Raw genomic sequence first — 25,462 nt, 5'->3', positions numbered from 1 at the left:
ATAGCCGGCGGCATCGCCGACGGCGATGCTGTGGCTGGCGACGCTGTCCGGCGCGTCTCGGCGCAGGTCGCGCGCCTGATCGCGACGGCCGCCGTCCAGCCAAGACACCAGGGATACGCACGCGCCAGGAGGGCGCCGACGATGCAGCCACACACGATCCCGTGGCACCAGGCGCTGCTAGCGGCGCTGCGCCTGCCGCCGCCGACTGCGCCGTTCGGAGCCGCGGTGGCGGCGGGGTTGCTGGCCGGCGTGGTGGCCGCGGTGTGGCTGCCGCGCCTGCCGCCGGTGCCGCTGTCCGCGCTGCTGGCGCTGGCCGGCGCGTTGCTGGCGCTGCGCGCGCCGCGGTGGCGCTGGCTCGGTGCGGCGCTGTTCGGCGTCGGCTGGCTGGGCCTGCATGCGGGGTGGGTGCTGGCGCGGCAGCTGCCGCCGGAGTGGGAAAGGCGCGCCGCCAGCGTGAGCGGGCAGGTGGTCGATCTGCCGCAACCGGAGCCGCGGCGCACGCGTTTCCTGCTGCGCGTGGACGACGACGCGTCGCAGCCCGCGCTGCTGCGCGGGCGCCTGCTGCAACTGGCGTGGTACGACGAGTTCGGCGCCCGCCGCATCGGACCGCGCAGCGGCCTGCAGGCCGGCGCACGCTGGCGCTTGACGCTGCGCCTGCGCGCGCCGCGCGGCCTCAGCAATCCCGGCGGCTTCGATGCCGAGGCGCATGCGCTGGCGCAGCGGATCGCCGCCGCCGGCTACGTGCAGGCGCCGCAGCAGGCGCGCGAGCTGGCGCCTGCGCGCGGCATCGACGCCTGGCGCGAACGCATGTCCGCGCGCATCGGCGCCGGCGTCGCTTCGCCGTCGGCGCGCTACGTGCAGGCGCTTGCGCTGGGCGACACCCGCGGCCTGGACGACCGCGACTGGCGCATCCTGCGCGCCGCCGGCCTGACCCACTTGATCGCGATCTCCGGCTTCCATGTCGGGCTGGTCGCCGGCGGTTGCGCGCTGCTCGGCGCCGGCCTGTGGCGGCTGTGGCCGGGGCTGGGCCGGCGCTGGCCCAGGCTGCAGGCGGCAGCGCTGCTGGCCTTGCTAGGCGCCGGCGGCTATACCCTGCTGTCGGGCATGGCGCTGCCGACCGTGCGCACGCTGCTGATGATCGCGGTGGTGGTGGCGGCGCGGTTGTGGCGGCGTCCGGTGCGGGTGGTCGATGCGCTGGCGCTGGCGGCGATCGCGGTCCTGCTGTGCGATCCGCTGGCGGTGCTGGTCGCCGGCTTCTGGCTCAGCTTCGTCGGCGTGGCCTGGCTGGCCTGGTGCATGCCCGGCGCGGGCGCGGGCGCGGACGGCTGGCGCGGCCGGCTGCGCGAATTCCTGTCCGCGCAGGGCGTGGCCACCCTGGGCCTGCTGCCGCTGAGTACGGTGCTGTTCGGGCAGGCGTCGGCGGCAGGGCCGGTCGCCAACCTGCTTGCGATCCCGTGGTGGAGCCTGGTGGTGGTGCCGCTGGCGCTGGTCGGCACTGCCCTGGAGGCGCTATATGCCGGCGCCGGGACCTGGGCATGGCGCAGCGCGGCGTGGTGCTTCGATCTGCTCTGGCCGCTGTTCGAGACGCTCGGCAGCAGCCGCTTCGCGCTGTGGTGGCTGCCGGAAGCGCGTGCCTGGGCGTTGCCGCTGGCGCTGCTCGGCGCGTTCTGGCTGTTGCTGCCGCGCGCGGTACCCGGCAAGCCGCTGGCGGCGCTGTTGTGGCTGCCGCTGTTCTGGCCGCCGCTGGAGCGTCCGGCGCCCGGCGAGGTGGAACTGGTGATGATCGACGTGGGGCAGGGCCTGTCGGTGCTGCTGCGCACCGCGCACCACCAGCTGCTGTACGACGCCGGCCCGGCCGTTCCCGACGGCTTCGATGCCGGCGAACGCGCGGTGGTGCCGGCGCTGCACGCCCTGGGCGTGTCGCGGCTGGACCGGGCGGTGATCAGCCATGGCGACAACGACCACGCCGGCGGCTTCGAGGCGGTGCGCGCGGCGGTGCCGGTGGCGCGTGCGGCGGCGCCGGCGGGCGCGCCGCTGGCGGTCGACCGGCCGTGCGTGGCCGGCGAGCGCTGGACCTGGGACGGCGTGCGCTTCCGCTTCCTGCACCCCACGCCGGGATTCCCCTACTTGGGCAACGAATCGAGCTGCGTGCTGCGGGTGGAAAGCGCGTTCGGGACGCTGCTGCTGACCGGAGACATCGGCGAGGTGATCGAGACCCGGCTGCTGCGCCTGGCGCGCACCGAGTTGCGTGCCGACGTGGTGCTGCCGCCGCACCACGGCAGCGCCGGCTCCTCGCAACCGGACTTCGTCGCCGCCACCGGGGCGCGGCTGGCGTTGATCTCGGCCGGCCACGGCAACCGCTTCGGGCATCCGCGCGCCGCGGTGGTCGAGCGCTGGCAGGACGCCGGCGCCGAGGTCGCGACCACGGCCGAGGCCGGCGCGCTGCGCGTATGGGTGGGCCGGGCCGGGCTGCAGCTGCGCGAACGCCGGCCATGGCGGGCGCGGTTCTGGGACGCCGCGGAGCGGCGGCGGGCGGCTGCTATCCTATCGGCCAGTGAACGAACGGCCGATGGCGCCGGAGGGTTGCGACGTGTGGGAACTGGTCAAGGCCGGTGGCTGGCCGATGGTGCCGCTGCTGTTGTTGGGCGTGGTGGCGCTGGCGATCGTGCTGGAACGGTTCTGGAGCCTGCGCCGTAGCGAGGTGCTGCCGCCGGGGCTGGGCCAGGAGGTCCGCAACTGGGCCACGCGCGGCAAGCTCGACGCCAACCACATCGAGTCGCTGCGGCGCAATTCGCCGCTGGGCGCGCTGCTCGCCGCCGGCCTGGACGTGCGCAACCGTCCGCGCGAGGTCGTGCGCGAACGCATCGAGGACACCGGGCGCCACGTGGTGCACCGCATGGAGCGCTATCTCAACGCGCTGGGCACGGTGGCCTCGGCCGGCCCGCTGCTCGGCCTGCTTGGCACCGTGGTCGGCATGATCCAGATGTTCCTGGGCATCCTCGACCATGGCGTCGGCGACGTGAACCAGCTCGCAGGCGGCATCGGCAAGGCGCTGGTGTGCACCGCCACCGGCATGATCATCGCGGTGCCGGCGCTGGTGTTCCATCGCTACTTCAAGGGGCGCATCGCCGGCTACATCATCGAGATGGAGCAGGAAGCCGCGGCGCTGACCGACGCGCTGGACGGCCGTGCGGGCACGCCGCCGCCCGCCGCGCGCGCGGCCCCGGGCGGCCGCCCCGCCGCCGCCGCGGCCAAGGGCTGAGCCGTGCGCATCCGCGACGACCGCGCCCAGGACGAACCGCATATCGACCTGGTGCCCCTGATCGACGTCATCCTGGTACTGATCATCTTCTTCGTGGTGACCACCACCTTCGACGCGCGTTCCACCCTGCAACTGCAGCTGCCCAACGCCAGCGACCAGCACAATCCGTCGCCGCCACGCGCGCTCAGCGTGCTGATCAACGCCGACGGGCACTATTTCATCAACGACCAGGAAGTGCTGCGCACCGACGTGGAGTCGGTCAAGCGCAGCATCGCCCAACTCGCCGGCGACGACCGCGAGCAGCCGGTGCTGCTGCGCGCCGATGCGCGCACGCCGTACCAGGCGGTGGTGACCGCCCAGGATGCCCTGGGCCAGCTCGGCTTCCGCCGCATCGCCATCGCCACCGCGCCGGAAGCCAAGCCGTGAGCGGCAAGTCGGTGCCGGTTTGGCCGATCTACCGTCGGCTGCTCGGCTATACCCGCGCCTACTGGGTGATGCTGGTCGCAGCGCTGGTGGCGATGGTGATCGAAGCCACCGCCGGCTATTTCTTCACCCGGTTGATGGACCCGCTGGTCAACCGCGGCTTCGTCAATCCCGAGGCGCGCATGGCGGTGCTGCTGCCGCTGGCGATCCTGGGCCTGTTCCTGATGCGCAGCTTCGCCACCTTCGTCGGCGACTACTGCATGGCGCGCACCGGGCGCAGCGTGGTGCGCGACCTGCGCGAGCAGGTGCTGGCCAAGTACCTGCACCTGCCGTCGTCGCACTTCGACGTGGAAGCCACGCCGATGATGGTCAGCCGGCTGAACTTCGACACCGAACAGGTCACCCAGGCCGCCTCCGACGCGCTGAAGACGCTCGTGGCCGACACCCTGACCATCATCGGCATGCTGGTGGTGATGCTGCAGATGAGCGTCAAGGTGACCCTGGCGCTGCTGGTGGTGGCGCCGCTGATCGGCGTCATCGTCTCCTACGTCGGCAAGCGCTACCGCAAGATCAGCCGCGGCATCCAGGACGGCATGGGCTCGATGGCGCAGCGCGCCGAGCAATCGCTGGGCGCGCAGCAGGAAGTGAAGGTGCACGGCACCCAGGCGCTGGAGATCGACCACTACGCGGCGCTGGCCAACCGCATGCTCGGCCTGAACATGAAGGTCGAGACCACGCGCGCGCTGGCCTCGAGCCTGGTGCAGTTCCTGGCCGCGGTGGCGTTGGCGGCGATCGTGTGGGTCGCCACCCGCGAAGCGCTGGCCGGGCGCCTGAACGCCGGCCAGTTCATGGCGCTGATGACCTCGATGATGGCGATCATCCCGTCGCTGCGCCGGCTCACCAGCGTGCAGACCTCGATCTCGCGCGGCGTGGCCGCCGCCGAGCGCCTGTTCTCGATCCTGGACACGCCGGAGGAGCGCGATACCGGCACCGTGGCGGTGCAGCGCGTGCGCGGCGAATTGGTGTTCGACCAGGTGATGCTGCGCTATCGCCACGACAGCGGCCTGGCGCTGGACGACATCAGCTTCGTCGCGCGCCCCGGCACGGTCACCGCCATCGTCGGCCGTTCCGGCAGCGGCAAGACCAGCCTGGTCCGGCTGGTGCCTCGTTTCTACGAGCCCAGCGGCGGACGCATCACCCTGGACGGGGTGCCGCTGCACGACTACCGGCTGCACGACCTGCGCCGGCAGATCGCGCTGGTCGGCCAGCGGGTGATGCTGTTCGACGACAGTATCGCCGCCAACATCGCCTACGGTACCGAGGCCAGCGAAGAGCAGATCCGCGCCGCGGCCGAAGCGGCCAACGCCTGGGAGTTCATCGAGCGCCTGCCGCAGCAACTGCACACCCAGGTCGGCGAGAACGGCGCGCTGCTGTCCGGCGGCCAGCGCCAGCGCCTGGCGATCGCGCGCGCGATCCTGCGCGATGCGCCGATCCTGATCCTCGACGAGGCCACCGCCGCGCTGGACAACGAGTCCGAACGCCTGGTGCAGGACGCGCTGCACCGGCTGATGCCCGAGCGCACCACGCTGGTGATCGCGCACCGCCTGTCCACCATCGAGCATGCCGACCAGGTGCTGGTGATGGACCAGGGCCGCATCGTCGAACGCGGCACCCACCACGCGCTGCTGGAGCAGGGCGGGCTGTACGCGCATCTGCACAGCATGCAGTTCCGCGAAAGGCAGCCGGGATGAGCGGTCCCGGCAGACAGACGCCCGGCTACTGGTACGGCCCGGGCCGGCCGCCGCTGTACGCGCGGCTGCTGAGCCCGATCTACGCCGCCGCGATCGCGCTGCGCCGCGCCTTGTACCGCCGCGGCTGGCGCAAGCGCCACAGCGTGGAGGTGCCGGTGGTGGTGGTGGGCAACGTCACCGCCGGCGGTACCGGCAAGACCCCGCTGACCATCGCGCTGGTGCGGCAGCTGCTGGAGGCCGGCTGGAAGCCCGGGGTGGCCACGCGCGGCTACGGCCGCGCGCAGGACCAGCGCGGGCGCTGGATCGAGGCGGCGACCACCGCCGACCTCGGCGGCGACGAGCCGGTGCTGATCGCGCACAAGACCGGCGTGCCGGTGCGGGTGGACCGCGATCGCGTCGCCGCCGCGCGCGCGCTGGTGCAGGCCGGCTGCGACATCGTGGTCTGTGACGACGGCCTGCAGCACTACCGCCTGCAGCGCGACATCGAGATCGAGGTGGTCGACGGCCACCGCCGCTACGGCAACGGCCGGTTGCTGCCGGCCGGCCCGCTGCGCGAGCCGGCCGCGCGCGCGCGCGAGTGCGATTTCCGCGTGGTCAACCTCGGCCAGGCCAGCGACGATGCGGCGGCGCAGGCCGGCTTCGGCGAATGGCCGATGCGGCTGCGCATCGACAGCGCCCAGCCGTTGCAGGGCGGACGCACGCGCGCGCTGCGCAGCTTCGCCGGGCAGCGCGTGCACGCGGTGGCCGGCATCGCCCATCCGCAACGCTTCTTCGAGATGCTGCGCGCGCTCGGCATCGGCGTGGTGCCGCACGCGTTTCCCGACCATCACCGCTACCACGCCGGGGACCTGTCGTTCGGCAGCGAACTGCCGGTGCTGATGACCGAGAAGGACGCGGTCAAGTGCGCCGCCTTCGTCAACGAATGGTGCTTCAGCGTGCCGCTGACCGCCGAGCTGCCGGCGGCGTTCTGGGTCGGCCTGCTGGACCGGCTGGAGAAGCTGCGCGCGCGCATCGACGACGTCGCGCCCTAGCGGCGGATCGCGGTCCGCGGCGAATTCGGCGGCGGCTCGGGCCGTGCGCCACAAGACCAAGACCGTCCACGATGTCCGGAAATCACGGGGTTTTGCACGGCGAGGCTTCGATCCCAGCCGGCTTGCCCGATGCTGTTCTATGGATTGCCGTTCGAAACCGCGCGGCAGCAAGCCTCGACGCCTGAGCGTTCTCGACCCGGTGACCGCAGCGCTGAAGCAATGACTCCGGATGGCCCCGGGCATCAGTCGCAACAGGCATGGGCGGGGGAGCAAGTCGCAAGCGATGGCCCGAGGCCACCCGCCGCTCCCCACAGGGTTCGTTCGGCTTGGGCGCCGAGGGTGGCGAACCGGTGCTGCCGCGGCTTGCGCTGCGATCGACTGGATGCGGCTGGTCGCCGTCCCACTTCACCCAGCGCGTTCCGGATGTGATTTCGGGATACGGGATCGGCGATTCGCAAACGCGCTCCTCTCCCTGTGTCCGGACACTGTCCTGGCCGCGCGGCCTGTGCGCCCGCGTGCCGGTGGCCGAGCAGTTGTTGCCGGTCCATCGGCCCGAGGAGGCATCGCAGAGGGTCTGGCCGCTATGGAGCGACGCTTGTCGAATCCCGCAGCAGAATGCCGCGCGCAGGAGGGATCGGGCCGAGCAGGGACGGATGGCCCCGTGCGGCGCCGGTCAGCCGGCCGCGCTGCGCGGCGCGTCGGCCAGTTGCGGCCAGCGCGCCAGCACCGCGGCGCGGATGCCGGCCGCGTCGATGCCGGCCTCGGCGAGCAGCTGCTCGCGGCTGGCGTGGTGCTGGAAGTCGTCCGGCAGGCCCAGGTGCAGCACCGGGCGCAGCACGCCTTCGGCATTGAGCAGTTCGGCCACGCCGGAACCGGCGCCGCCCGCGACCACGTTGTCCTCGACGGTGACGAAGCCCTCGTGGCTGCGCGCCAGTTCCAGCAGCAGCGCGCGGTCCAGCGGCTTGACGAAGCGCATGTTGACCACGCTCAGCCCCAGTTCGCGCCCGACCTGCTCGGCCGCCGCGACGGTCGAGCCGAAGGCGAGCAGGGCCAGCGTGCTGCCGTTCGCGCGCAGCTGCGCCTTGCCGATCGGCAGCGTGTCCAGCGCCGTGTCCAGCGCCACGCCCGGCCCGGTGCCGCGCGGGTAGCGCACCGCCGCCGGCCCCGCATAGCGCAGGCCGGTGCTGAGCATCTGCCGGCATTCGGCCTCGTCGGCCGGCGCCATCACCACCATGTGCGGCACGCAGCGCAGGAAGCTCAGGTCGAGATTGCCGGCGTGGGTGGCGCCGTCCGGGCCGACCACGCCGCCGCGGTCGATCGCGAACAGCACGTCCAGTTTCTGCAGCGCCACGTCGTGCACCAGCTGGTCGTAGCCGCGCTGCAGGAAGGTCGAATAGATCGCCACCACCGGCTTGGCGCCCTGCGTGGCCATGCCGGCGGCCAGCGTCACCGCGTGCTGCTCGGCGATCGCCACGTCGAAATAGCGCTGCGGGTATTCCTTGCTGAAGCGCACCAGGCCCGAGCCTTCGCGCATCGCCGGGGTGATCGCCAGCAGGGTCGGCTCGGCCGCGGCCATGTCGCAGATCCAGTCGCCGAACACGTCGGTGTAGGTCGGCTTCTTGGCCCCGGGCTTGGCGATCAGGCCCTTGCTCGGATCGAACGGGCCGACCGCGTGATAGCCGATCTGGTCGCCTTCGGCCAGCTCGTAGCCCTTGCCCTTGGTGGTGATCACGTGCAGCAGCTGCGGGCCCTTGAGCGTCTTGAGGGTCTTCAGCGCGCCGATCAGCGCCGGCAGGTCGTGGCCGTCGATCGGGCCGGTGTAGTGGAAGCCCATCTCCTCGAACAGCGTGGACGGCACGAACATGCCCTTCCAGTGCTCTTCCCAGCGCCGCACGAAACGCGCGGTGGGATTGGTCTTCTTGTCGCCGAGGATCCTCTTGCCGCCTTCGCGGATCGCGTTGAGGGTCTTGCTGCCGGTCATGCGCCCGAGCATCTTGGTCACGCCGCCGACCGCCTCGGAGATCGACATGCGGTTGTCGTTGAGCACCACCAACAGGTTAGGCTCCGGCTCCATGCCGCCGGCATGGTTCAGCGCCTCGTAGGCCATGCCGGCGGTCATCGCGCCGTCGCCGATCACCGCCACCACCCTGCGCTCGTCGCCGGCGCGCTGCAGCGCAATCGCCATGCCCAGCGCCGCGGAGATCGACGTGGACGAATGGCCGACGCCGAAGGTGTCGTACTCGCTCTCCTCGCGCTTGGGGAACGGCGCCACGCCGTCGGCCTGCTTGACCGTGTGGATCCGGTCGCGGCGTCCGGTGAGGATCTTGTGCGGGTAGGTCTGGTGGCCGACATCCCACACCAGCTGGTCGGCCGGGGTGTCGTACAGGTAGTGCAGCGCGACGGTGAGTTCGATCACCCCCAGGCCGGCGCCGAAATGGCCCCCGCTCTTGCCGACGCACTCGATCAGGTAGGCGCGCAGTTCTTCCGCGATCGCCGGCAGCTCGGCTTCATCGAAGCGGCGCAGTTCGGCGGGGATCTGGATGCGCGAGAGGCGCGGATAGCGGGTGGGATCGATCATCGGGGTAGTGGTTCAACGGACCGGTCATTTTCCTCCCCATTCCGGAACCGGGCAAGCAAACCGGTTCAGGCGGGCGGAACGGCAGACGTTGCGGGACGGTCCTGCGACAAAACGTCGCAGGGCGCGGCGCGTTGCGCGCCGCTGACCCGTTCAGACCGACAGCTTGGAGCGCTTGGGCAGCTGCGCCTTCAGGAACGACATCTGGTCGGCGAGGATGTTGCGGTTGGACAGGATCAGGTGCTCGATCCAGCTGGGCCGGTACGGCACCGCCAGCAGCGGCATCGAGGCCTGTTGCGGGGTGCGGTTGCCCTTGCGCGAATTGCAGTGGAAGCAGGCGGTGACCACGTTCTCCCAGGTGTCGCGGCCGCCCTTGGACACCGGCAGCACGTGGTCGCGGGTCAGTTGCGGGCGGCTGAACTGCTGGCCGCAGTACAGGCACAGCTGCGCGTCGCGGGCGAACAGCGCGGTGTTGGTCAGCGTCGGCGTGGGGTCCAGCGCGCGCGAGCGGGCGTGGCCGCGCGCGGCGATGATCGGGTGCAGCTGCAGCACGCTGCGTTCGCCGGTCAGCCGCGACATCCCGCCATGGATATGCAGGCACGGTTCGCCCAGGGTCCAGGCCACCGCGCCGCGGGCGTACAGGCAGGCCGCATCCTGCCAGTTGATCCAGTCCAGCACGCGCCCATGCGCGTCCAGCGACAGCAGTCGCACCGAAGGCAGGTGAGGCAGGGGCGGGGAAAGCGACATCGACGGCACGACCGCCGAAGCGTCGTAGGCTCCGGTATCGACCAGACCAAGCGTTGTTGTGTCTGTCTCCATCGGGAAGACAGCTTATACCCGATTGTTGACGATTTGTGTATCCGGCGCGGGCGTTTCCGGCCACCCGGTCGCAGGCGCTGTTCCGCGGGCCGCCAACGCGCGGCGCGTGTTCCGATCTTCGTGCCGTGGCGATGCCGCGCGCGGCCTGCGAAACGGCGCGGGACCGGCGACCGGGCGCGGCACGGCCTGGCCACCGGTCGCCGCACTGCGCTCAGAAGCGCTCGTCGGCCATCGCCATCAGCGGTTCGGCGCCGGCGTCGATCGCCGCGGCGTGGGTGAGCGTGCGCGGCAGCAGCCTGGCGAAGTAGAAGCGCGCGGTCTCGCGCTTGGACTGCTTGAACGCGTCGCTGTGCGCCGACGCGTTGGCCGCCGCGACGCTGCGCGCCCACCAGTAGGCCAGCACCACGTAGCCGGAATAGAACACGTAGTCGTAGCTGGCCGCGCCGATCTCGTCGGCATTGCCGGCCGCGCGCTGCAGGATGCGCCGGGTCAGCGCCGCCCATTCGCCGGCCTTCTCGCGCAGCGGGGCGACGAATTCGGCCACGGCGGAATTGTCCGCATGCTCGGCGGCGAAGGCCTCGATCTGCGCCAGGAACAGCTTCAGGCCCGCGCCCTGGCTGGCGGCGGTCTTGCGTCCCATCAGGTCCAGCGCCTGGATGCCGGTGGTGCCTTCGTACAGGGTGGTGATGCGCGCGTCGCGCGCCAGCTGCTCCATGCCGTGTTCGTGGATGTAGCCATGGCCGCCGAAGCACTGCAGCGCGTGGTAGGTGTTCTCCACCGCCCATTCGGTCTGGCAGGCCTTGGAGATCGGGGTCAGGAAACTCACCAGCGTGTCGGCCTGCTCGCGCTCGGCCGGGTCCTGCGCACGGTGGGCGATGTCGATCAGCGTCGCCGCGTGCAGCGCCAGCAGGCGGCTGCCCTCGGTCAGCGCCTTGACCGTCAGCAGCATGCGCCGCACGTCGGGGTGGACCAGGATCGGGTCGGCCGGCTTGTCCGGCAGCTTGGCGCCACTGAGCGAGCGCGACTGCAGGCGTTCGCGCGCGTAGCGCAACGCGTTCTGGTAGGCGCGCTCGGACAGGCCGATGCCTTGCAGGCCTACGCCCAGCCGCGCTGTGTTCATCATGGTGAACATCGCCTGCAGGCCCTTGTGCGGCTGGCCGACCAGGTAACCCTGGGCACCGTCGAAGTTCAGCACGCAGGTGGCCGAGCCGTGGATGCCCATCTTGTGTTCCAGCGAACCGCAGCGCACCGCGTTGCGCTCGCCCACGCTGCCGTCGCGCGCCACCTTGAACTTGGGCACCACCAGCAGCGAGATGCCCTTGGCGCCGGCCGGGGCGTCCGGCAGCCGCGCCAGCACCAGATGCACGATGTTGTCGGTGAAGTCGTGCTCGCCGGCGGTGATGAAGATCTTGGTGCCGCTGACCGACCAGCTGCCGTCGGCGTTGGCCTCGGCGCGGGTCTTGAGCAGGCCCAGGTCGGTGCCGCAGTGCGGCTCGGTCAGGCACATGGTGCCGGTCCAGCGGCCGTCCACCAGCGGCTTCAGGAACACCTCCTGCTGCCACGCCTCGCCATGCTGCTTCAGCGCCTCGACCGCGCCGTGCGACAGCAGCGGGAAATTGCCCCAGGCCAGGTTGGCGGCATTGACCATCTCGTTGAGCGGCACGCCCAGCGTGTGCGGCAGGCCCTGGCCGCCGAACTCGGTGGCCGCGGTCAGCCCGGTCCAGCCGCCCTCGGCGAACTGCCGGTAGGCCTCGCGGAAGCCGGGCGCGGTGGTCACCGCGCCGGTGGCCGGGTCGAGCTTGCAGCCGTGTTCGTCGCCGACCCGGTTCAGCGGCGCGAGCACGGTGCCGGTGAACCGCGCCGCCTCCTCCAGGACCGCGTCGATCACCTCGGCGCTGGCCTCGGCATGACCCAGGCGGGCGAACAGCGCCTCGGCCTGCAGCACGTCGTGCAGCGCGAATCGCAGGTCGGTCAGCGGGGCTTGGTAGGTGCTCATGCGGTCGCTCGTGACAGAGGCCGCGGCGCGGCCGAGGCGGGCAGGATACTACGGCGTATGGATGTAGCGCGGGGATGGGGATTTGGGATCGGGATTCGCGACAGCCGTCTGCGCAGTGGATGGATCGTCGCCAAGATTCGCTGTTCTTGCGAATCCCCAATCTCGAATCCCCGCTCACGGCCCCCGATGCACCGTCACCGTCGCGGTCATGCCCGCCGCCAGGATGGTGCCCCTGGGCACGCTGGCCGGATCGATGCGCACCCGCACCGGTACGCGCTGCGCCAGGCGGATCCAGTTGAAGGTGGGGCTGACGTCGGCGAGCAGCGAGGCGCCGGTCGGGTTGTCGCTGTCGGCGATGCCGCGGGCGATGCCCTCGACCCGGCCGTGCAGCATCACCCCGCCGCTCATCAGGCGGATGTCGGCGCGGTCGCCGACGTGGACCCGTGGCAGCTTGGTCTCCTCGAAGTAGCCGTAGACCCACACCGCGTCGTCGCGCACCAGCGCCAGCCGTGCGCCGCCGGCCTGGGCGTAGTCGCCCACGCGCACGTCCAGGTTGGTGATGTAGCCGTCGGCGGTGGCGCGGACCTGGGTGCGCTGCAGGTCCAGCTCGGCCAGGTCGACCGCGGCCTGCGCCTGCGCCACGGCCGCCAGCGCCTGCGCCTGCGCGGCGCTGGCCTGGCCGCGCAAGGCGGCGGTGCGGTGCACGTCGGCCTGTGCCGAGCGCGCGGTGGCCTCGGCATCGGTGCGCGCTTCGGCGGAAACCACCGACGCGGCGCGGGCGCGGCGCTCGGCCTGCGCGCGGCGCATCTGGAATTCGGCCTCGCTCGCCGCCTGGCTGGCGGCCGCGGCGGAAATGCTGGCGCCGGCCGAGCGCGCCTGCGCCTGCGCGGCGGCCAGATCGGCGCGGGCCTGCGCCAGCGCCAGCTCGAAGCGCCGGCGGTCGACGCTGAACAGCACGTCGCCGCGCTTGACGTGCTGGTTGTCGGCCACCGCGACCGCATCGACCAGGCCGGACACGTCCGGGGCGATGCGCACCACCTCGGCGCGCACGCGTCCGTCGCGGGTCCACGGCGAGAGCATGTAGTGGCGCCACAGCGCGTGCGCGAGCAGGGCGGCGATCAGCACGATCAGCGCGGTCAGGGCGAAACGGATCAGGGCAGGGGTCTTCATGGCGGGACTCACGGCAGGAGGAGCAGGCCGAGCGCGGCGAACACGCCGACGTACACGGCCAGACGGAACAGCGGCGGGTGCCAGGCGTAGCGGTACAGCCCCGCGCGGCCGGCGAGCGCGTCGACCGCCCAGGCGACCGGCAGCAGCAGCGCCGCCAGTACCAGCAGGCCGGGCACGTACACGCCGGCGATGGAGATTTCAGCGGGCAGCGACATCGGCGGCTCCTGGCGCGGTCGGAGAGGGGACGGGTTCGGCGGCGAGCGCGGCGAGCACGGACTCGGCATCGAGCAGCGCGCCGCGCAGCAGATGCAGGTGCTCGCGGGTGGGACGCCAGCGCAGCGGCACCACCTCGCCGATGCGGCAGGCCGCCAGCGCCGCGTCGATCCGCTCCAGCGCCAGGCGGTGGCGCGCGGGCGACGGCGCCAGGTACAGCTCGGCCAGCGCCTGCACCGCAGCGTCCACCGCGGCCGCCAGTGCTGCCGGCAGCTCGCCGTCGGCGGCGTCGCGGCGCAGCTCGATCAGGGTGCGGCCGGTCTCGTGCACCGACAGCGCCCAGCCGAGCAGTTCGCGCAGTTCGTCGCCGCCGGGCGGGGTGTGCGCGACGATCTGCTGGAACAGGTCGCGGTTGACGCTTTCCAGCCGCAGCTGCAGGCCCGGCAGCGGGGCGCGCGCGGCCAGGGTGGTCTGGCGGCGCAATTGCTCCAGCAGGCGCCGGCGATGCCAGCGGGTGCCGATCACCGGCGGCACGAACACGAACGCCGCGCTCACCGCCAGCGTGCCCAGCAGCAGCGGCACCACGCTGTTGAAGGTGGCGGCGGCATCGAAGCTCGGCGTCGGCTGCAGCGCCAGGATCGAGATGAAGGCCAGGTTGGTGCCGGTGGCGAAGCCGAACAAGGCCGGCTTCGACGCCAGGTACAGGGTCAGCAGCAGGAACGGCGCGGTCCCGGCCACGAACAGGCCGTAGCCGTCCATATGCGGCAGCACCAGCAGTTGGCAGGCCATTCCCAGCACGGCGCCGAACACGAAGCCTTTGAACAGCGAGCGCGCGGCCGCCGGCGCGTTGGCGCTGGAGGACAGGATCGCGCTCAGCGCCACCGCCTGGAACACGGCGGTGGCGCCGCTGATCCAGCCGGCGTGGATCCACAGCCAGCACATCGCCGCCACCAGCAGCGCGCTGCGCAGCGCGGTCACCGCCGCGGCCGCGTAGTCGTTGCCGCGCACGAACACCGCGGTATCGCCGCCATCCTGCGGCGTGCGCCACTGCTGCGGCGCGACCAGCGTGGCCTCGGTGGCGACGTAGTCGTGCAACTCGCCGAAGAAGCGCCGCAGCAGCGATACGCCGGTATCGAAGTCCTCGTGGCGCGCGACCGGCAGCGTGTCGCGCAGCGCGGCCGCGCGCGGCGCCAGCGCATCGCGGCACTCGGCCAGCCGGCGCGCGGTCTCGGCGGTACGTTCGCGTCCGCCGCGCTCGCTCAGCGCCGCCTTCAACGGCCGGTACAGGCCGATCAGCGCGTCGGCGACATCGCCTTCGGCCTGCCGCAGCAGACGGTTGATGTAGTGGTGCAGCGACTGGAAGCTGGTGGACACGGCCATGAAGCGCTGGTTGAGCAGGCGCAGGCGACCGCTGCGCGCGCGCGCCTCCGGGTCCTCGAACACCACCGAACTGCGCAGGTCCTCGATGTCCACCGCGTCGCGGACGAAGCGCAGGTGCGCCTGTTCCATCGCCGCGCGCGGCAACTGGCCGCCGGTGGCGTCGCGGACGAAGTCCAGGAAGCCGTCGTAGGCGCGGCGCACGGTGTCGCGCAGGGTCTGGCGCAGGCGGCTGGGGAACACCACGTCGCTGACCACGCCGGTCACCAGCAGCCCCAGCAGCACCTCGGTGACGCGCGCGGTGACCAGCGCGAACACGTTCTGCGGCTGGTTCACCGCCGGCAGCGCGATCAGCGCCACGGTGTAGCCGGACAGCACGAAGGCATAGGCCTTGAAGTTGCGATACAGCAGCGCGCCGCCGGTGCACAGGCCGATCCAGATCGCCAGCGCCAGCACGAACAGCACCGGTTCCTGCGGGAACAGCGCCACCATCGCCAGCGACGCGACGCTGCCGACCAAGGTGCCGAGCACGCGGTAGAAGCCCTTGGCGAACACCATGCCGGTCTGCCGGTGCATCACCACCACCACGGTGATCATCGCGGTCATCGGCGAGGACAGGTCCAGGCGCAGCGCGATCCAGCCGGCGATGTAGATCGACAGCAGCGTGCGCAGCACGAACAGCCAGGCGCTGCCTTCGCCGCGCAACGCGTCGGCCAGCGCCGCGCGCCAGCGCGGGCGCAGCGGCTGCGGCGAAGCGGCGGGAGCGGCGGCGTTCACGCGTCGGCTTCCACGCCCTGCAGCAGCTTCTTCAGCAAGGCTTCCAACTGGGCCAGGTCGGCCGCATCGAGCGCGCGGACATAGCCGCGCAGCTGCGCGAACACGTCGGGCATGAAGCGCGCGATCAGCGCCTCGCCCTGCGCGGTCAGGCGCAGCAGCAGCATGCGCCGGTCGTCCTCGCTGGGGGTGCGCTGGATCAGGCCTTTGTCGACCAGATGGCTGGTCAGGCGGGTCACGTTCGCCGACTTCTCGCTCGCCGCATCGCCGAGTTGGGACGGGTTGAGCGTCCCGTCGGGGCTGGCGTCGATCATCATCAGCACGTTGTATTCGGAGTAGTTCAATCCGTACTCGCGCAGCAGGTCGTTGCCCTGGTCCAGGATCAGCTTGTGCAGCAGCTTGACCAGCCGCACGACCTTGGCGGCATCGCGCGGGAAGCCCGGATGCTTGCGATGGGTGACATCGAGGCGTTGCTCGGTGGCGGCGAAGCGGCTCATGGATGGCAGGCTCGTTTGTACATATGCATATATTACATTTATGTAGTATTTGAGCGGTAACGGCGGATGAACGCCGGGCTGGGTGCGGTCCGTCCAGATGACACTAGCTGGGCTGGGCTTGCAGAGGCGAATCCGCCGGCGCTTGAGCGTGCCGGTGCCGACAACCGCGACTGCGGAGTGTCGAGGTCGAGTACGGTCGCGACACGCTCCAACGGCGTCGCGCTGCCGCCACGCGACGTCTAGGCTTTGGCTGCGAGCCAGGGCGGGCCCTGCGGCAGTGTCCGGCCGTCAACGTGCGCGCGGTTCGCAGTGGCGAGCGCGCGATGGTGGGCGTGCGCGGATGGCGCGGCGTGGCGCAGGCCGCGGCGGAAAGCGCCGCGCCAGCACGCTGAGCACGTCGCGCACCGCCGCGCCGCTGGGCGAGGTGATCATCGCCAGGCGGCGCACGAACGCGGGCAGGGCGCGCTTGCGTCCGCTGGTGAACAGGCCTCGGCGGTCAGGTACGCCTTCAGTTGCGTTCGGTGCGACGGGAACCTTTCTGGCGATGCGCGCCACCGGTACACAACGTCCAGGCGCCGGCGCTGCGGGTCGAACGAACGCCTGGCGCTCGGCCCGGCGGCGTGAGAGCCAGCGACGGTCGGTATCTTTGCGAGCGCACGATGGACCAGCAAGCGGCGCCATGCAGAGGCGGAACGCGCCGTCTGGCGGCCGGCTCAGCCGGGTCGACAGGCAGGGTCACGGCTCCCGATGTCCGATGTCTCGTTGCTGCCGCGGGCCTGGCCGGTTGCCCGGTGCGCGCGATTCCTGCCGGTTGATTCGCGCAGCGAAAAGCGTGCGTGCGCGATTCAGCGCAGCACGCCGTCCAGGCCGGGGGCGGGGCTGAGCAGGTTGCGCGTATCGATCTCGAAACTGCGCAGCTTCTTTTCCTCGGGCGTGGCCTCGATCTCGCCCTTGAGCGTGTACTCCAGGCTGCGGCGGCCGGCCAGCGCGTCGGCCACGGCGATGCGCGCGGCAGAGCTCGGGCGCAGCGACAGGCTGATCACGTCGGCGGTCTCCGGCCCGATCGAAAAGCCCGGAGTGGCCTGCAGCGTGCCGGCCGCTTCGCCGCCGACGCCCAGGTCCAGGCGCAGGCGCTCGTAGCGCATCGGGATGCTGCTGTAGTTCTGCAGCCGCAGCTCCACCTTCCAGCTGCCGTCCAGGTTGACCGTGAGCTGCTGCACGCTGGCTGCCGGGTCGGATACGCGGCGCACCATGCCGTCGCCGCAGGCGCTCAGCAGCGCAATGGACAACAGCAGCAGGGCGAGGCGAAACCGCTGGCGCATATCGTGTTCCGTGGCTTGGGAGTCGGCGAAGGATACTACTTCGCCGCTCGCCGCCGATCCAAAGCGCCAAGGGCAACCGGGCTTCCGGCGCAGTGGACCGGTTCGGCGGGTTCGGCCTCACGACCTCGCGTTGAAGCTGCCGTCGCCGAGGGACCGATGCGGGTGCGCCTGGCAGCGGCCGCATGCTCGATCAGGCGGGGCGCGCCGGGTGTCGGCGGTCGGTGGTCCGCCTGCCTCCAGACCTTGGACCGGAACAGGCCGGTGCGTTGCCGCGAATGCGGCGCAGGCCGGCGCTCAATCCAGCGGCGCGGCGACCAGCAGCGGATCCAGGTCGTAGCCCATCGCCCGCGCCTTGTTCTTGATCTGCTCGAACAGCACGCGATCCATCCGCGGCGAGCGCGACAACACCCACAGGTACTTGCGCTCGGGTTCTCCGATCAATGCCCACTGGTAGTCCGGATCCAGCGCGATCACCCAGTAGTCGGCCCACACCAGCGGCGCCCACGCCAGCCAGTCCGGCACGAAGCGCACCTGCAGGCGTCCGGGATGCCCCGGCACCGCGCGCGCCACGCCCTGGGCGACCTGGATCTGGCCGTTGCCGGTGCGGCAGGCGTTGCGCACGCCGATCTGGCCGTCGTCGCGCAACGTATAGGCCGCGGTGATGTCGCCCACGCACTTCTTCTGGAACGATACCGGCAGATGCGCGATTTCGTGCCATTGTCCGGCATAGCGTCCGATATCGAGATCGGCGACGGAAGTGACCGGTTGCGCGGCATGCACCGGCAAGGCCAGGCACGCCAGCAACAGCAGCGCGATCCAGGAATGGCGCATGAGGCGATCCCGAAGACGGAAAGGATCAGCTTATGCAGGACGCACCGGAGGATGTAAAGCGCAGCGGCGCGAACGCGCCGCCGCAGCCGGTCTAGCCGTGCCGGGACAGCAGCACCGAATCCGCCGCGCCCATCTGCATCACCACCCCGACCGGGCGGCCGGTCTTGAAGTGATGGCCCAGGGCCAGGCTCTCCGCTGCGTCGAGCGCGCGCTGCTGCAGATTGCATGAATGCGGGATGCCGCCGGCATCGAGCACTTCCCAGCCGACGACGGTACGTTCGATGCGGATCAGCAACCGTTCCATAGGGCCTCCCGGCACTGGTAGCGTCCCCGGCGATCTGGCCTATGCCCATCACTTACGGCATCCGTGCCTGTCCATAGGCCAGATGCCAGGGACGCGTCCATCATGGCCTTGCGCGGCGCGGCGGCGCAGTCGGCGCAGGCCGCGTCGGCAGGTAGGGAAATTCCGATACGGCACGCTTGCCCAATCCCGATCGCATCGCTATGATGCGCGTCCTCGCACCGGTTCTGCCGCGTTGCGCAGTGGCCGGGTAGCTCAGTTGGTAGAGCAGGGGATTGAAAATCCCCGTGTCGGCGGTTCGATTCCGTCCCCGGCCACCATTAAATTCAAGGCCCTGCAGAAATGTGGGGCCTTCCTGGTTTTAGGGCTCGATCCGATTCTGCAAACCGGAGCCTGGCCACCGAGGGCCTGCAGCGATGCGGGCTCTTTCTGTTTACGGCGCTGCCCTCGCCGTCGGCAATGACGGGTGTGATGCCGGGGACGAACTGCGAGCGGCTGTCAGCGTCGGCGCAAGGCCGTGCGCTTTGCGCAGCGGGTCTGTCGATCGCGCAAAGAACGAAGCGGCTAGCCGGACGAGATGACGCGCCGGCATCGCGCCGTCCGGCGCGGCGCCATGGCAGCGCCACCGCGGCAAGCCCCGGCGTGCCAGACCCGGAGCCGGCGTCCCGCGACCATGGCGGTGCGAGTATCGGTGGCGATCGCGTTCCCGCCGAACCGCTGTGCCGCACGCGCCGACCTTGCGCAGGCGATCGCCACGCCGATGCGCGCCACGCGTCAGCGCCGCGCGCTGCCCTGGGCGCGCAGCGTCAGCTGGCCATCGGCCACCCGCGCGGTCAGCGTGTCGCCCGCAGCGACCTGCGCGATCGAGCGCACCAGCGCGCCGTCGTCGGCGCGGGTCAGGATGGAATAGCCGCGCGCGACCGTCGCCAGCGGACTGACCGTCTCCAGCGCGCGGGCCAGTGCGCGCAGGCGCTGCGCGTCCGCCTGCAGCTGCCGCGCCATCGCCGCCTGCGGCCGCCGCCCCAGCGCCAGCAAGCGCTCGCGCAACGCATCCAGGCGCCGTTGCGGCTGCGCGCTGCGCAGCACTGCGGCGGCATGCCGCAGCCGCGCGCTGCGGCGTTCCTGCTGCTGCGCCCACAGCGCGTCCAGCCGCCGCGTGGCGTCCTGCTGGCGGCGATGCAGCAATTGCAGCCGCGCCTGCGGGCTTTGCGCCTGCAGCCGCAGCAGGGCGCGGTCGGTGCGCTGCATCGCCTGGCGCAGGCGGTGCTGCTGCCATTGCGCCAGCCGCGCCTGTTGCGCGCGCAGGCGCGCGGCGAGGTCGCGCTGGTCCGGAGCGAGCAGTTCGGCCGCGACCGATGGGGTCGGCGCGCGCAGGTCGGCGGCGAAGTCGGCCAGGCTCACGTCGGTCTCGTGGCCGACCGCCGACACCACCGGCGTGGACGCCGCGGCGATCGCACGCGCCAGGTGCTCGTCGTTGAACGCCCACAGGTCCTCGAGCGAACCGCCGCCGCGGGTCAGCAGGATCGCGTCGTAGCGCCCGCTGGCGTCGGCACGCTGCAACAGCGACACGATCTGCGCCGCGGCGCTGGCGCCTTGCACCAGGCTCGGCAGCACGTCCACCTGCAGCAGCGGGAAGCGCCGCGCCAGCACGCTGAGCACGTCGCGCACCGCCGCGCCGCTGGGCGAGGTGATCACCGCCAGGCGGCGCACGAACGCGGGCAGGGCGCGCTTGCGTTCGCTGGCGAACAGCCCTTCGGCGGCCAGGCGCGCCTTCAGTTCCTCGAACGCGCGGCGCAACGCGCCTTCGCCGGCTTCCTCCAGGTGGTCCAGCACCAGCTGATAGTCGCCGCGCGCCTCGTACAGGGTCAGGCGGCCGCGCGCGAGCACGCGCAGGCCCTCGCGCGGCACGAACTTCAGCCACTGGCTCTTCGGCTTGAACATCGCGCAGCGCACCTGCGCGCGCGCGTCCTTCAGGGTGAAGTACAGATGTCCGGACGAGGGGCGGGTGACGTTGCCGAGCTCGCCTTCCACCCAGGCCAGCGGGAAGGCGCTCTCCAGCAGGTCGCGCGCCAGGGTGTTGAGCTGGCTGGGGCTGAGGATCTGGTCGCTGCGTTCGGACATGCGGGGTGGAAAGGCCTGCGTCGGGGAACGGTATCGTCGCACGTCGCCGCGACGGGTTCGCTATGCCGGCGGATCGATCGGCATCGCGCGCGTGGCGGCCGCGCCGGCATGCCGCGACAGCGCCCACTGCACGTGCTCGCGCACCAGCGGCGAAGGATGCCGTTCGCGCGCGGCCAGCGCCTGCAGGACCTGCACGCTGCTCGGCGCGTTGCCCAGGGCCACGGCGAGGTTGCGCAACCAGCGCTCGTGGCCGCTGCGGCGGATCGCGCTGCCTTCGGTGCGGCGCAGGAATTCGTCCTCGTCCCACGCGAACAGCTGCGCCAGCGTCGCCCGGTCCAGGTCGTTGCGCGCGCGGAAGTCGGGCTCGTCGGTGCGCTTGGCGAACTTGTTCCACGGACATACCAGCTGGCAATCGTCGCAGCCGAAGATGCGGTTGCCGATCGCCGGGCGCAGTTCCTCCGGGATCGGGCCGTCGTGTTCGATGGTCAGGTAGGCGATGCAACGGCGCGCGTCGAGCCGGTACGGCGCGACGATCGCCTGGGTCGGACAGACGTCGATGCAGCGCGTGCAGGTGCCGCAGTGCGCGCTGGCCGGCGGATCCACCGGCAGCGGCAGGTCGACGTAGATCTCGCCGAGGAAGAACCACGAGCCGCCGCCGCGGTCGATCAGGCAGGTGTGCTTGCCGATCCAGCCCAGCCCGGCGTCGCGCGCCAGCGCGCGTTCCAGCACCGGCGCCGAATCGACGAACACGCGATGGCCGAATTGGCCGATCTCGGCCTGGATGCGCTCGGCCAGCTTCTGCAGGCGGTTGCGCATCAGCTTGTGGTAGTCGCGGCCCAGCGCGTAGCGCGCGACATAGGCGCGTTCGCCGTCGCGCAGCGTGTCCCAGGCCGAATCGTCGTCGTTGCGGCCGTAGTCCAGCCCCACCGAGATCACCCGCAGCGTGCCGGGGATCAGTTCGGCCGGGCGCGAACGCTTGTCGCCATGCTGCGCCATCCACTCCATCGTGCCGTACAGGCCCTGGGCCAGCCAGTCGCGCAGGTGCGCCTCGTCCTGCTGCAGTTCGATGCCGGCGATGCCGCAGCGTTGGAAACCGAACTCGCGCGCCAGCGCGCGGATGCGCGCAGCGGCGGCGACGGGATCGACGGGAAGGGCGGTGGCGGACATGGACGCAAGTATAGAATCCCCGGCATGCACGCTTCGTTCGATCTCCATGGCACCGCCGCGGCGCGGCGCATCGATGCGCAGGCCACCGCGCTGCTCGGCGGCGACGCCTATACGCTGATGCAGCGCGCCGGCCAGGCCGCTTGGCAGGCGCTGGCGCAGCGCTGGCCGCAGGCGCAGCGCATCCTGGTGCTGTGCGGCACCGGCAACAACGGCGGCGACGGCTACGTGCTGGCGCGGCTGGCGCACCGCGCCGGGCGCCGCGTGCGGGTGCTGCACCTGCCCGGGCGCGGCCCGCAATCGCCGCTGGCGCAGCGCGCCTGTACCGACTACATCGGCGCCGGCGGCCGCATCGAGGTGTTCGACGCGGCGCTAGACCACGCCGACGTGGTGGTCGACGCCGTGCTCGGCATCGGCCTCAATCGCGCCCCGGATGCGGAGCTCGCGGCGCTGCTCGGCGCGGCCGCCACGCTGGACGCGCCGGTGCTGGCGCTGGACGTGCCCAGCGGCGTGGATGCCGAGCGCGGCACCGTGCCCGGCGCCGCGCTGCGCGCCACGCTCACGCTGCAGTTCATCGTCGCCCACACCGGCCTGCATACCGGGGCGGCGCTGGACTACGTCGGCGGCACCGAACTGGCGGACCTGGACGTGCCCGCCGCCGCGTTCGACGGCTGCACGCCGCAGGCGCGCGCCTGGACCGCCGGCGAGCTGGCCGCGCGCCTGGCGCCGCGCCGGCGCGACAGCCACAAGGGCGATTCCGGCCACGTGCTGTGCATCGGCGGCAATCTCGGCGGCGGCGGCGCGGCGATGCTGTGCGCCGAATCGGCGCTGCGCAGCGGCGCCGGGCTGGTCAGCGTGGCGACCCGTGGCGCGCATGTGGCGCCGCTGCTGGCGCGCTGTCCGGAAGCGATGGCGCATGCGATCGAGGACGGTGCCGAACTGGTGCCGCTGCTGCGCAAGGCCGGTGTAGTCGCCCTGGGCCCGGGCCTGGGCCAGGACGAATGGGCGCAAGGGCTGTGGCGGCTGGCGCTGGCGGCGGGCACGCCGCTGGTGCTCGATGCCGATGCGCTGAACCTGCTGGCGCAGGCGCCGCGCGCGCTGGACGACGCGGTGCTGACTCCGCACCCGGGCGAGGCGGCGCGGCTGCTCGGCGTGTCCACGCAGGAGGTCCAGCACGACCGGTTCGGTGCCGCCGCCGCGCTGGCCGCGCGCTACCGCGCCACGGTGGTGTTGAAGGGCGCCGGCAGCGTGGTCGCCGCGGTGGCGCAGACACCGCGGCTGATCGCCGCCGGCAATCCGGGCATGGCGGTCGGCGGCATGGGCGATCTGTTGACCGGGGTGATCGCGGCGCTGCGCGCGCAAGGCCTGTCGGCGTTCGACGCGGCCAGCGTCGGCGCGCTGCTGCATGCGGCGGCCGGCGACGTGGCCGCGCGCGACGGCCAGCGCGGCCTGCTGCCCAGCGACATGTTGCCGGCGCTGCGCCGGCTGGCCAACCCGGAACCGGAGGCATGATGCGCCTGCAACTGCCCGATGCCGATGCCACCGCACGGCTCGGCCAGGCCCTCGCCGCCACCCGCCCGCCCTCGGCGGCGGTCCATCTGCACGGCGACCTGGGCGCCGGCAAGTCCACGCTCGCGCGCGCGCTGCTTCGCGCGCTCGGAGTGCAGGGCGCGATCCGCAGCCCGACCTATACCCTGGTCGAACGCTATCCGCTGCCCGACGGCGAAGCCTGGCACCTGGACCTGTACCGCATCGCCGATGCCGGCGAACTCGATTTCCTGGGCCTGGACGATGCCGCCGCGAAGCTGTGGCTGGTGGAATGGCCCGAACGCGGCGGCGCGGCGTTGCCGCGTCCGGATCTGACCGTGGCCCTGGCCCTGCACGGGGAAGGGCGGTTGGCGCAGCTCGGCGCGGGCACGGCTACCGGCGAGGCCTGGCTGGCGCGGGCGGCGGCCGCGGGCGACTTGCAGGGCCTTTCTGCTGGCTGACACTAGGAAGTGCAGGCAGGTTATGGATTATTAAGGGAAAACCTCTTGCCTTTATTGTCCCGCGGTGCTTGAATCGCTGCCTATGCGCCTGGGGATCCCACTTCTAGCCTGTTCCGTACTCGCCGCAGGCTTGAGCCTGGCGGCGCAGACGGCGTTGGCCGGCCAGGTGCAGGCGGTCTCGCTGGGCGACGGTGCCACCGGCACCCGCGCCGAAATCCGCTTGCAGGGCAGCGGCGGCTTCACCACGTTGAACCTGGCCAATCCCCATCGACTGGTCGTGGACCTGCCTGCCTCCTCGGCCGCGCACGGCCTGAAGCTGCCGTCGGCCAGCGGCGTGGTCACGGCGGTGCGTACGGGCCAGCCGGTGCCGGGCACGCTGCGCATCGTGTTCGACCTGTCCAGCCCGGTGGTGGCGTTCAAGCCGCAGATGCAGACCATCGGCGGCACCTCGGTGCTGGTGATCGAGTGGCCGGGCGATACGCCGGCCGGCAAGACGGCCGCGGCCGCTGTTCCGGCGCCTGCCAAGCCGGCCCCTGCTTCCGATCCGCGCCAGGACGCCGCGCGCGCCACTGCGGCATTGACCTCGTCGGTGGTGCAGCGCGCCGCGCCGGCGCCGCAGGCTCCGACTCCGACTCCAGCCGCCGGGACGGCGATGGCTGCGCCGCAGGCGGCGCCGACCGCCGCTGCGCCGACCACCACTACGGCCACGACCCCCGCTTCGGCAGGTATCGCGGCCGCCGCGCCCGCATCGGCGACGCCGTCGGGCACCTCCAATCCCGCCGCCGCGTCGGCTACGCCGGCGGCGATCCTCAACGGCGGTACGGCGGTCGCCGGCAGCGCCGCTGCGTCCACCGCACAGGCCGGGACGACGGCCGCGCCGGCCTCCGCATCCGCGGCGCCGACGACCACAACCAGCGCTCCAGCCAGGCCGGAAGCATCGTCTGCCGCCGCCGACGCGGCGATCGCCGCGGCCGCCGAGGCGCGCCCGGTGATGCCCAGCGCGCCGTCGCGGATCGCGATGAAGCCGGGCATGCGCCCGCTGATCGTGGCGATCGATCCGGGCCATGGCGGGCAGGATCCCGGCGCGACCGGGCCGACCGGCAAGCGCGAGAAGGACGTCACCCTGGCCATCGGCCGCGAACTGGCGCGCCAGATCAACGCCACGCCCGGCATGAAGGCCTACATGACCCGCGACAGCGACGTGTTCATCCCGCTGCCGATGCGTGCGCAGAAGGCGCGCGCGGCCAAGGCCGACATCTTCATCTCGATCCATGCCGACGCGGCGGAAAACCGCAGCGCGACCGGCTCGTCGGTGTACGTGCTGTCGACCAAGGGCGCCTCCTCGCAACGCGCGCGCTGGCTGGCCGACAAGGAAAACGCGGCCGACCTGGTCGGCGGCGTGCGCCTGCAGAAGACCGACAGCACCCTGGCCAGCGTATTGCTCGACCTGGCCCAGAGCGGACACATGAAGGCGTCCGAAGACGCCGCCGGGCACGTGCTCGGCGGGCTCAAGCGCATCGGCAACAACCACAAGCCGGACCTGGAACGGGCCAACTTCGCGGTGCTGCGCACCTCGGACATGCCGGCGATGCTGGTGGAGACCGCCTTCATCTCCAATCCGGAGGAAGAGCGCCGCCTGACCGATCCCAGCTACCAGCGGCGCCTGGCCAGCGCGGTGCTGGACGGCGTCAATACGTTCTTCACCCGCCAGCCGCCGCCGGGCACGCTGTTCGCCGCGCGCGCGCAGGCCGAGATGGAAGCGGCCAGCACCGTGGCCGGCGGCAGCCGCTGAAGCGCTCGGCTATCATCGGCGGCTGATCCTCGATGGCGGCGTCCGCGCCGTAAGC

The 25,462-nt window shown here is 71.9% G+C and carries 20 protein-coding genes, 1 tRNA gene and 1 pseudogene; 9 read left to right on the top strand and 13 right to left on the bottom strand.

Annotated elements, in window-relative coordinates; genetic code table 11:
- The first annotated feature begins 141 nt into the window (after positions 1 to 141).
- From JR065_RS00925 to lpxK, 5 genes are read left to right on the top strand one after another with little or no spacing between them, the layout of a single operon-like run.
- Positions 142 to 2,697, top strand: a complete 2,556-nt coding sequence (locus tag JR065_RS00925) for a DNA internalization-related competence protein ComEC/Rec2 (protein ID WP_206231434.1) — start codon at positions 142 to 144, stop codon at positions 2,695 to 2,697.
- The gene (locus tag JR065_RS00920; RefSeq protein ID WP_206231622.1) at positions 2,591 to 3,262 is read left to right on the top strand and encodes a MotA/TolQ/ExbB proton channel family protein; all 672 of its coding nucleotides are present in this window, start codon (positions 2,591 to 2,593) and stop codon (positions 3,260 to 3,262) included. The genes JR065_RS00925 and JR065_RS00920 overlap by 107 nt, the downstream gene beginning before the upstream one ends.
- Positions 3,263 to 3,265: 3 nt before the next feature.
- The gene (locus JR065_RS00915; protein WP_206231433.1) at positions 3,266 to 3,688 is read left to right on the top strand and encodes a biopolymer transporter ExbD; all 423 of its coding nucleotides are present in this window, start codon (positions 3,266 to 3,268) and stop codon (positions 3,686 to 3,688) included.
- The gene (gene msbA, locus JR065_RS00910) at positions 3,685 to 5,436 is read left to right on the top strand and encodes a lipid A export permease/ATP-binding protein MsbA (protein WP_206231431.1); all 1,752 of its coding nucleotides are present in this window, start codon (positions 3,685 to 3,687) and stop codon (positions 5,434 to 5,436) included. The genes JR065_RS00915 and msbA overlap by 4 nt, the downstream gene beginning before the upstream one ends.
- Positions 5,433 to 6,467, top strand: a complete 1,035-nt coding sequence (lpxK, locus tag JR065_RS00905; protein WP_206231430.1) for a tetraacyldisaccharide 4'-kinase — start codon at positions 5,433 to 5,435, stop codon at positions 6,465 to 6,467. The genes msbA and lpxK overlap by 4 nt, the downstream gene beginning before the upstream one ends.
- A gap of 673 nt (positions 6,468 to 7,140) precedes the next feature.
- On the opposite strand, the gene dxs is transcribed toward lpxK, so the two are convergent.
- From dxs to JR065_RS00850, 11 genes and pseudogenes are all read right to left on the bottom strand, one after another.
- Positions 7,141 to 9,045 carry a 1-deoxy-D-xylulose-5-phosphate synthase gene (gene dxs, locus JR065_RS00900; protein WP_206231429.1) on the bottom strand — a complete coding sequence of 635 codons (1,905 nt, stop codon included), beginning with the start codon at positions 9,043 to 9,045 and terminating at the stop codon, positions 7,141 to 7,143.
- A 150-nt stretch (positions 9,046 to 9,195) separates the two neighbouring features.
- Positions 9,196 to 9,861 carry an HNH endonuclease gene (locus JR065_RS00895; RefSeq protein ID WP_206231427.1) on the bottom strand — a complete coding sequence of 222 codons (666 nt, stop codon included), beginning with the start codon at positions 9,859 to 9,861 and terminating at the stop codon, positions 9,196 to 9,198.
- A gap of 211 nt (positions 9,862 to 10,072) precedes the next feature.
- Positions 10,073 to 11,857, bottom strand: coding sequence for an acyl-CoA dehydrogenase C-terminal domain-containing protein (locus tag JR065_RS00890; protein WP_206231426.1), 1,785 nt, complete (start codon positions 11,855 to 11,857; stop codon positions 10,073 to 10,075).
- Between the two features lie 174 nt (positions 11,858 to 12,031).
- Positions 12,032 to 13,027 carry a biotin/lipoyl-binding protein gene (locus JR065_RS00885; RefSeq protein WP_206231425.1) on the bottom strand — a complete coding sequence of 332 codons (996 nt, stop codon included), beginning with the start codon at positions 13,025 to 13,027 and terminating at the stop codon, positions 12,032 to 12,034.
- Between the two features lie 8 nt (positions 13,028 to 13,035).
- Positions 13,036 to 13,242 carry a DUF1656 domain-containing protein gene (locus JR065_RS00880; RefSeq protein WP_206231424.1) on the bottom strand — a complete coding sequence of 69 codons (207 nt, stop codon included), beginning with the start codon at positions 13,240 to 13,242 and terminating at the stop codon, positions 13,036 to 13,038.
- A complete protein-coding gene (locus JR065_RS00875) occupies positions 13,226 to 15,394 on the bottom strand; it encodes an FUSC family protein (protein ID WP_206231423.1) in 2,169 nt (722 codons plus the stop codon). Before JR065_RS00875 ends, JR065_RS00880 begins: the two co-directional genes overlap by 17 nt.
- Positions 15,391 to 15,888 (bottom strand): MarR family winged helix-turn-helix transcriptional regulator, encoded by a 498-nt coding sequence (locus JR065_RS00870; RefSeq protein ID WP_206231422.1) that lies wholly within the window; start codon positions 15,886 to 15,888, stop codon positions 15,391 to 15,393. Before JR065_RS00870 ends, JR065_RS00875 begins: the two co-directional genes overlap by 4 nt.
- A 366-nt stretch (positions 15,889 to 16,254) precedes the next feature.
- A pseudogene (locus JR065_RS21660) lies at positions 16,255 to 16,377 on the bottom strand (exodeoxyribonuclease VII large subunit); the annotation flags it as partial.
- A 356-nt stretch (positions 16,378 to 16,733) separates the two neighbouring features.
- A complete protein-coding gene (locus JR065_RS00860; RefSeq protein ID WP_206231421.1) occupies positions 16,734 to 17,210 on the bottom strand; it encodes an LEA type 2 family protein in 477 nt (158 codons plus the stop codon).
- A 294-nt stretch (positions 17,211 to 17,504) separates the two neighbouring features.
- A complete protein-coding gene (locus JR065_RS00855; RefSeq protein WP_206231420.1) occupies positions 17,505 to 18,041 on the bottom strand; it encodes a lipocalin family protein in 537 nt (178 codons plus the stop codon).
- Positions 18,042 to 18,132: 91 nt separating this feature from the next.
- On the bottom strand, positions 18,133 to 18,345 hold the full coding sequence (locus JR065_RS00850) for a hypothetical protein (RefSeq protein ID WP_206231419.1): 213 nt from the start codon (positions 18,343 to 18,345) through the stop codon (positions 18,133 to 18,135).
- 241 nt (positions 18,346 to 18,586) lie between these two features.
- On the opposite strand from JR065_RS00850, the gene JR065_RS00845 reads away from it, so the two are divergent.
- A tRNA-Phe gene (locus JR065_RS00845) sits at positions 18,587 to 18,662 on the top strand.
- A gap of 454 nt (positions 18,663 to 19,116) precedes the next feature.
- Here JR065_RS00845 and xseA read toward each other — a convergent pair.
- Both xseA and queG read right to left on the bottom strand, forming a co-directional pair.
- The gene (gene xseA, locus JR065_RS00840) at positions 19,117 to 20,463 is read right to left on the bottom strand and encodes an exodeoxyribonuclease VII large subunit (protein WP_206231418.1); all 1,347 of its coding nucleotides are present in this window, start codon (positions 20,461 to 20,463) and stop codon (positions 19,117 to 19,119) included.
- 60 nt (positions 20,464 to 20,523) lie between these two features.
- On the bottom strand, positions 20,524 to 21,630 hold the full coding sequence (gene queG, locus JR065_RS00835; RefSeq protein WP_206231417.1) for a tRNA epoxyqueuosine(34) reductase QueG: 1,107 nt from the start codon (positions 21,628 to 21,630) through the stop codon (positions 20,524 to 20,526).
- Positions 21,631 to 21,654: 24 nt separating this feature from the next.
- Between queG and JR065_RS00830 the strand changes: the two genes are divergently transcribed.
- The 3 genes from JR065_RS00830 (at position 21,655) to JR065_RS00820 (ending at position 25,407) form a co-directional block, all read left to right on the top strand.
- Positions 21,655 to 23,139: an NAD(P)H-hydrate dehydratase gene (locus tag JR065_RS00830; protein WP_206231416.1), complete on the top strand. Its 1,485-nt coding sequence runs from the start codon at positions 21,655 to 21,657 to the stop codon at positions 23,137 to 23,139.
- The gene (gene tsaE, locus JR065_RS00825) at positions 23,136 to 23,615 is read left to right on the top strand and encodes a tRNA (adenosine(37)-N6)-threonylcarbamoyltransferase complex ATPase subunit type 1 TsaE (protein WP_206231415.1); all 480 of its coding nucleotides are present in this window, start codon (positions 23,136 to 23,138) and stop codon (positions 23,613 to 23,615) included. The genes JR065_RS00830 and tsaE overlap by 4 nt, the downstream gene beginning before the upstream one ends.
- A gap of 64 nt (positions 23,616 to 23,679) precedes the next feature.
- Positions 23,680 to 25,407, top strand: a complete 1,728-nt coding sequence (locus JR065_RS00820) for an N-acetylmuramoyl-L-alanine amidase (protein ID WP_429001823.1) — start codon at positions 23,680 to 23,682, stop codon at positions 25,405 to 25,407.
- Positions 25,408 to 25,462: the final 55 nt, after the last annotated feature.

This window comes from Xanthomonas sp. (genome assembly GCF_017163755.1).
Taxonomy (GTDB): Bacteria; Pseudomonadota; Gammaproteobacteria; order Xanthomonadales; family Xanthomonadaceae; genus Xanthomonas_A.
The sequence above is the reverse complement of the archived record's forward strand: the minus strand, read 5'-3'. Positions and strand labels throughout refer to the sequence as shown.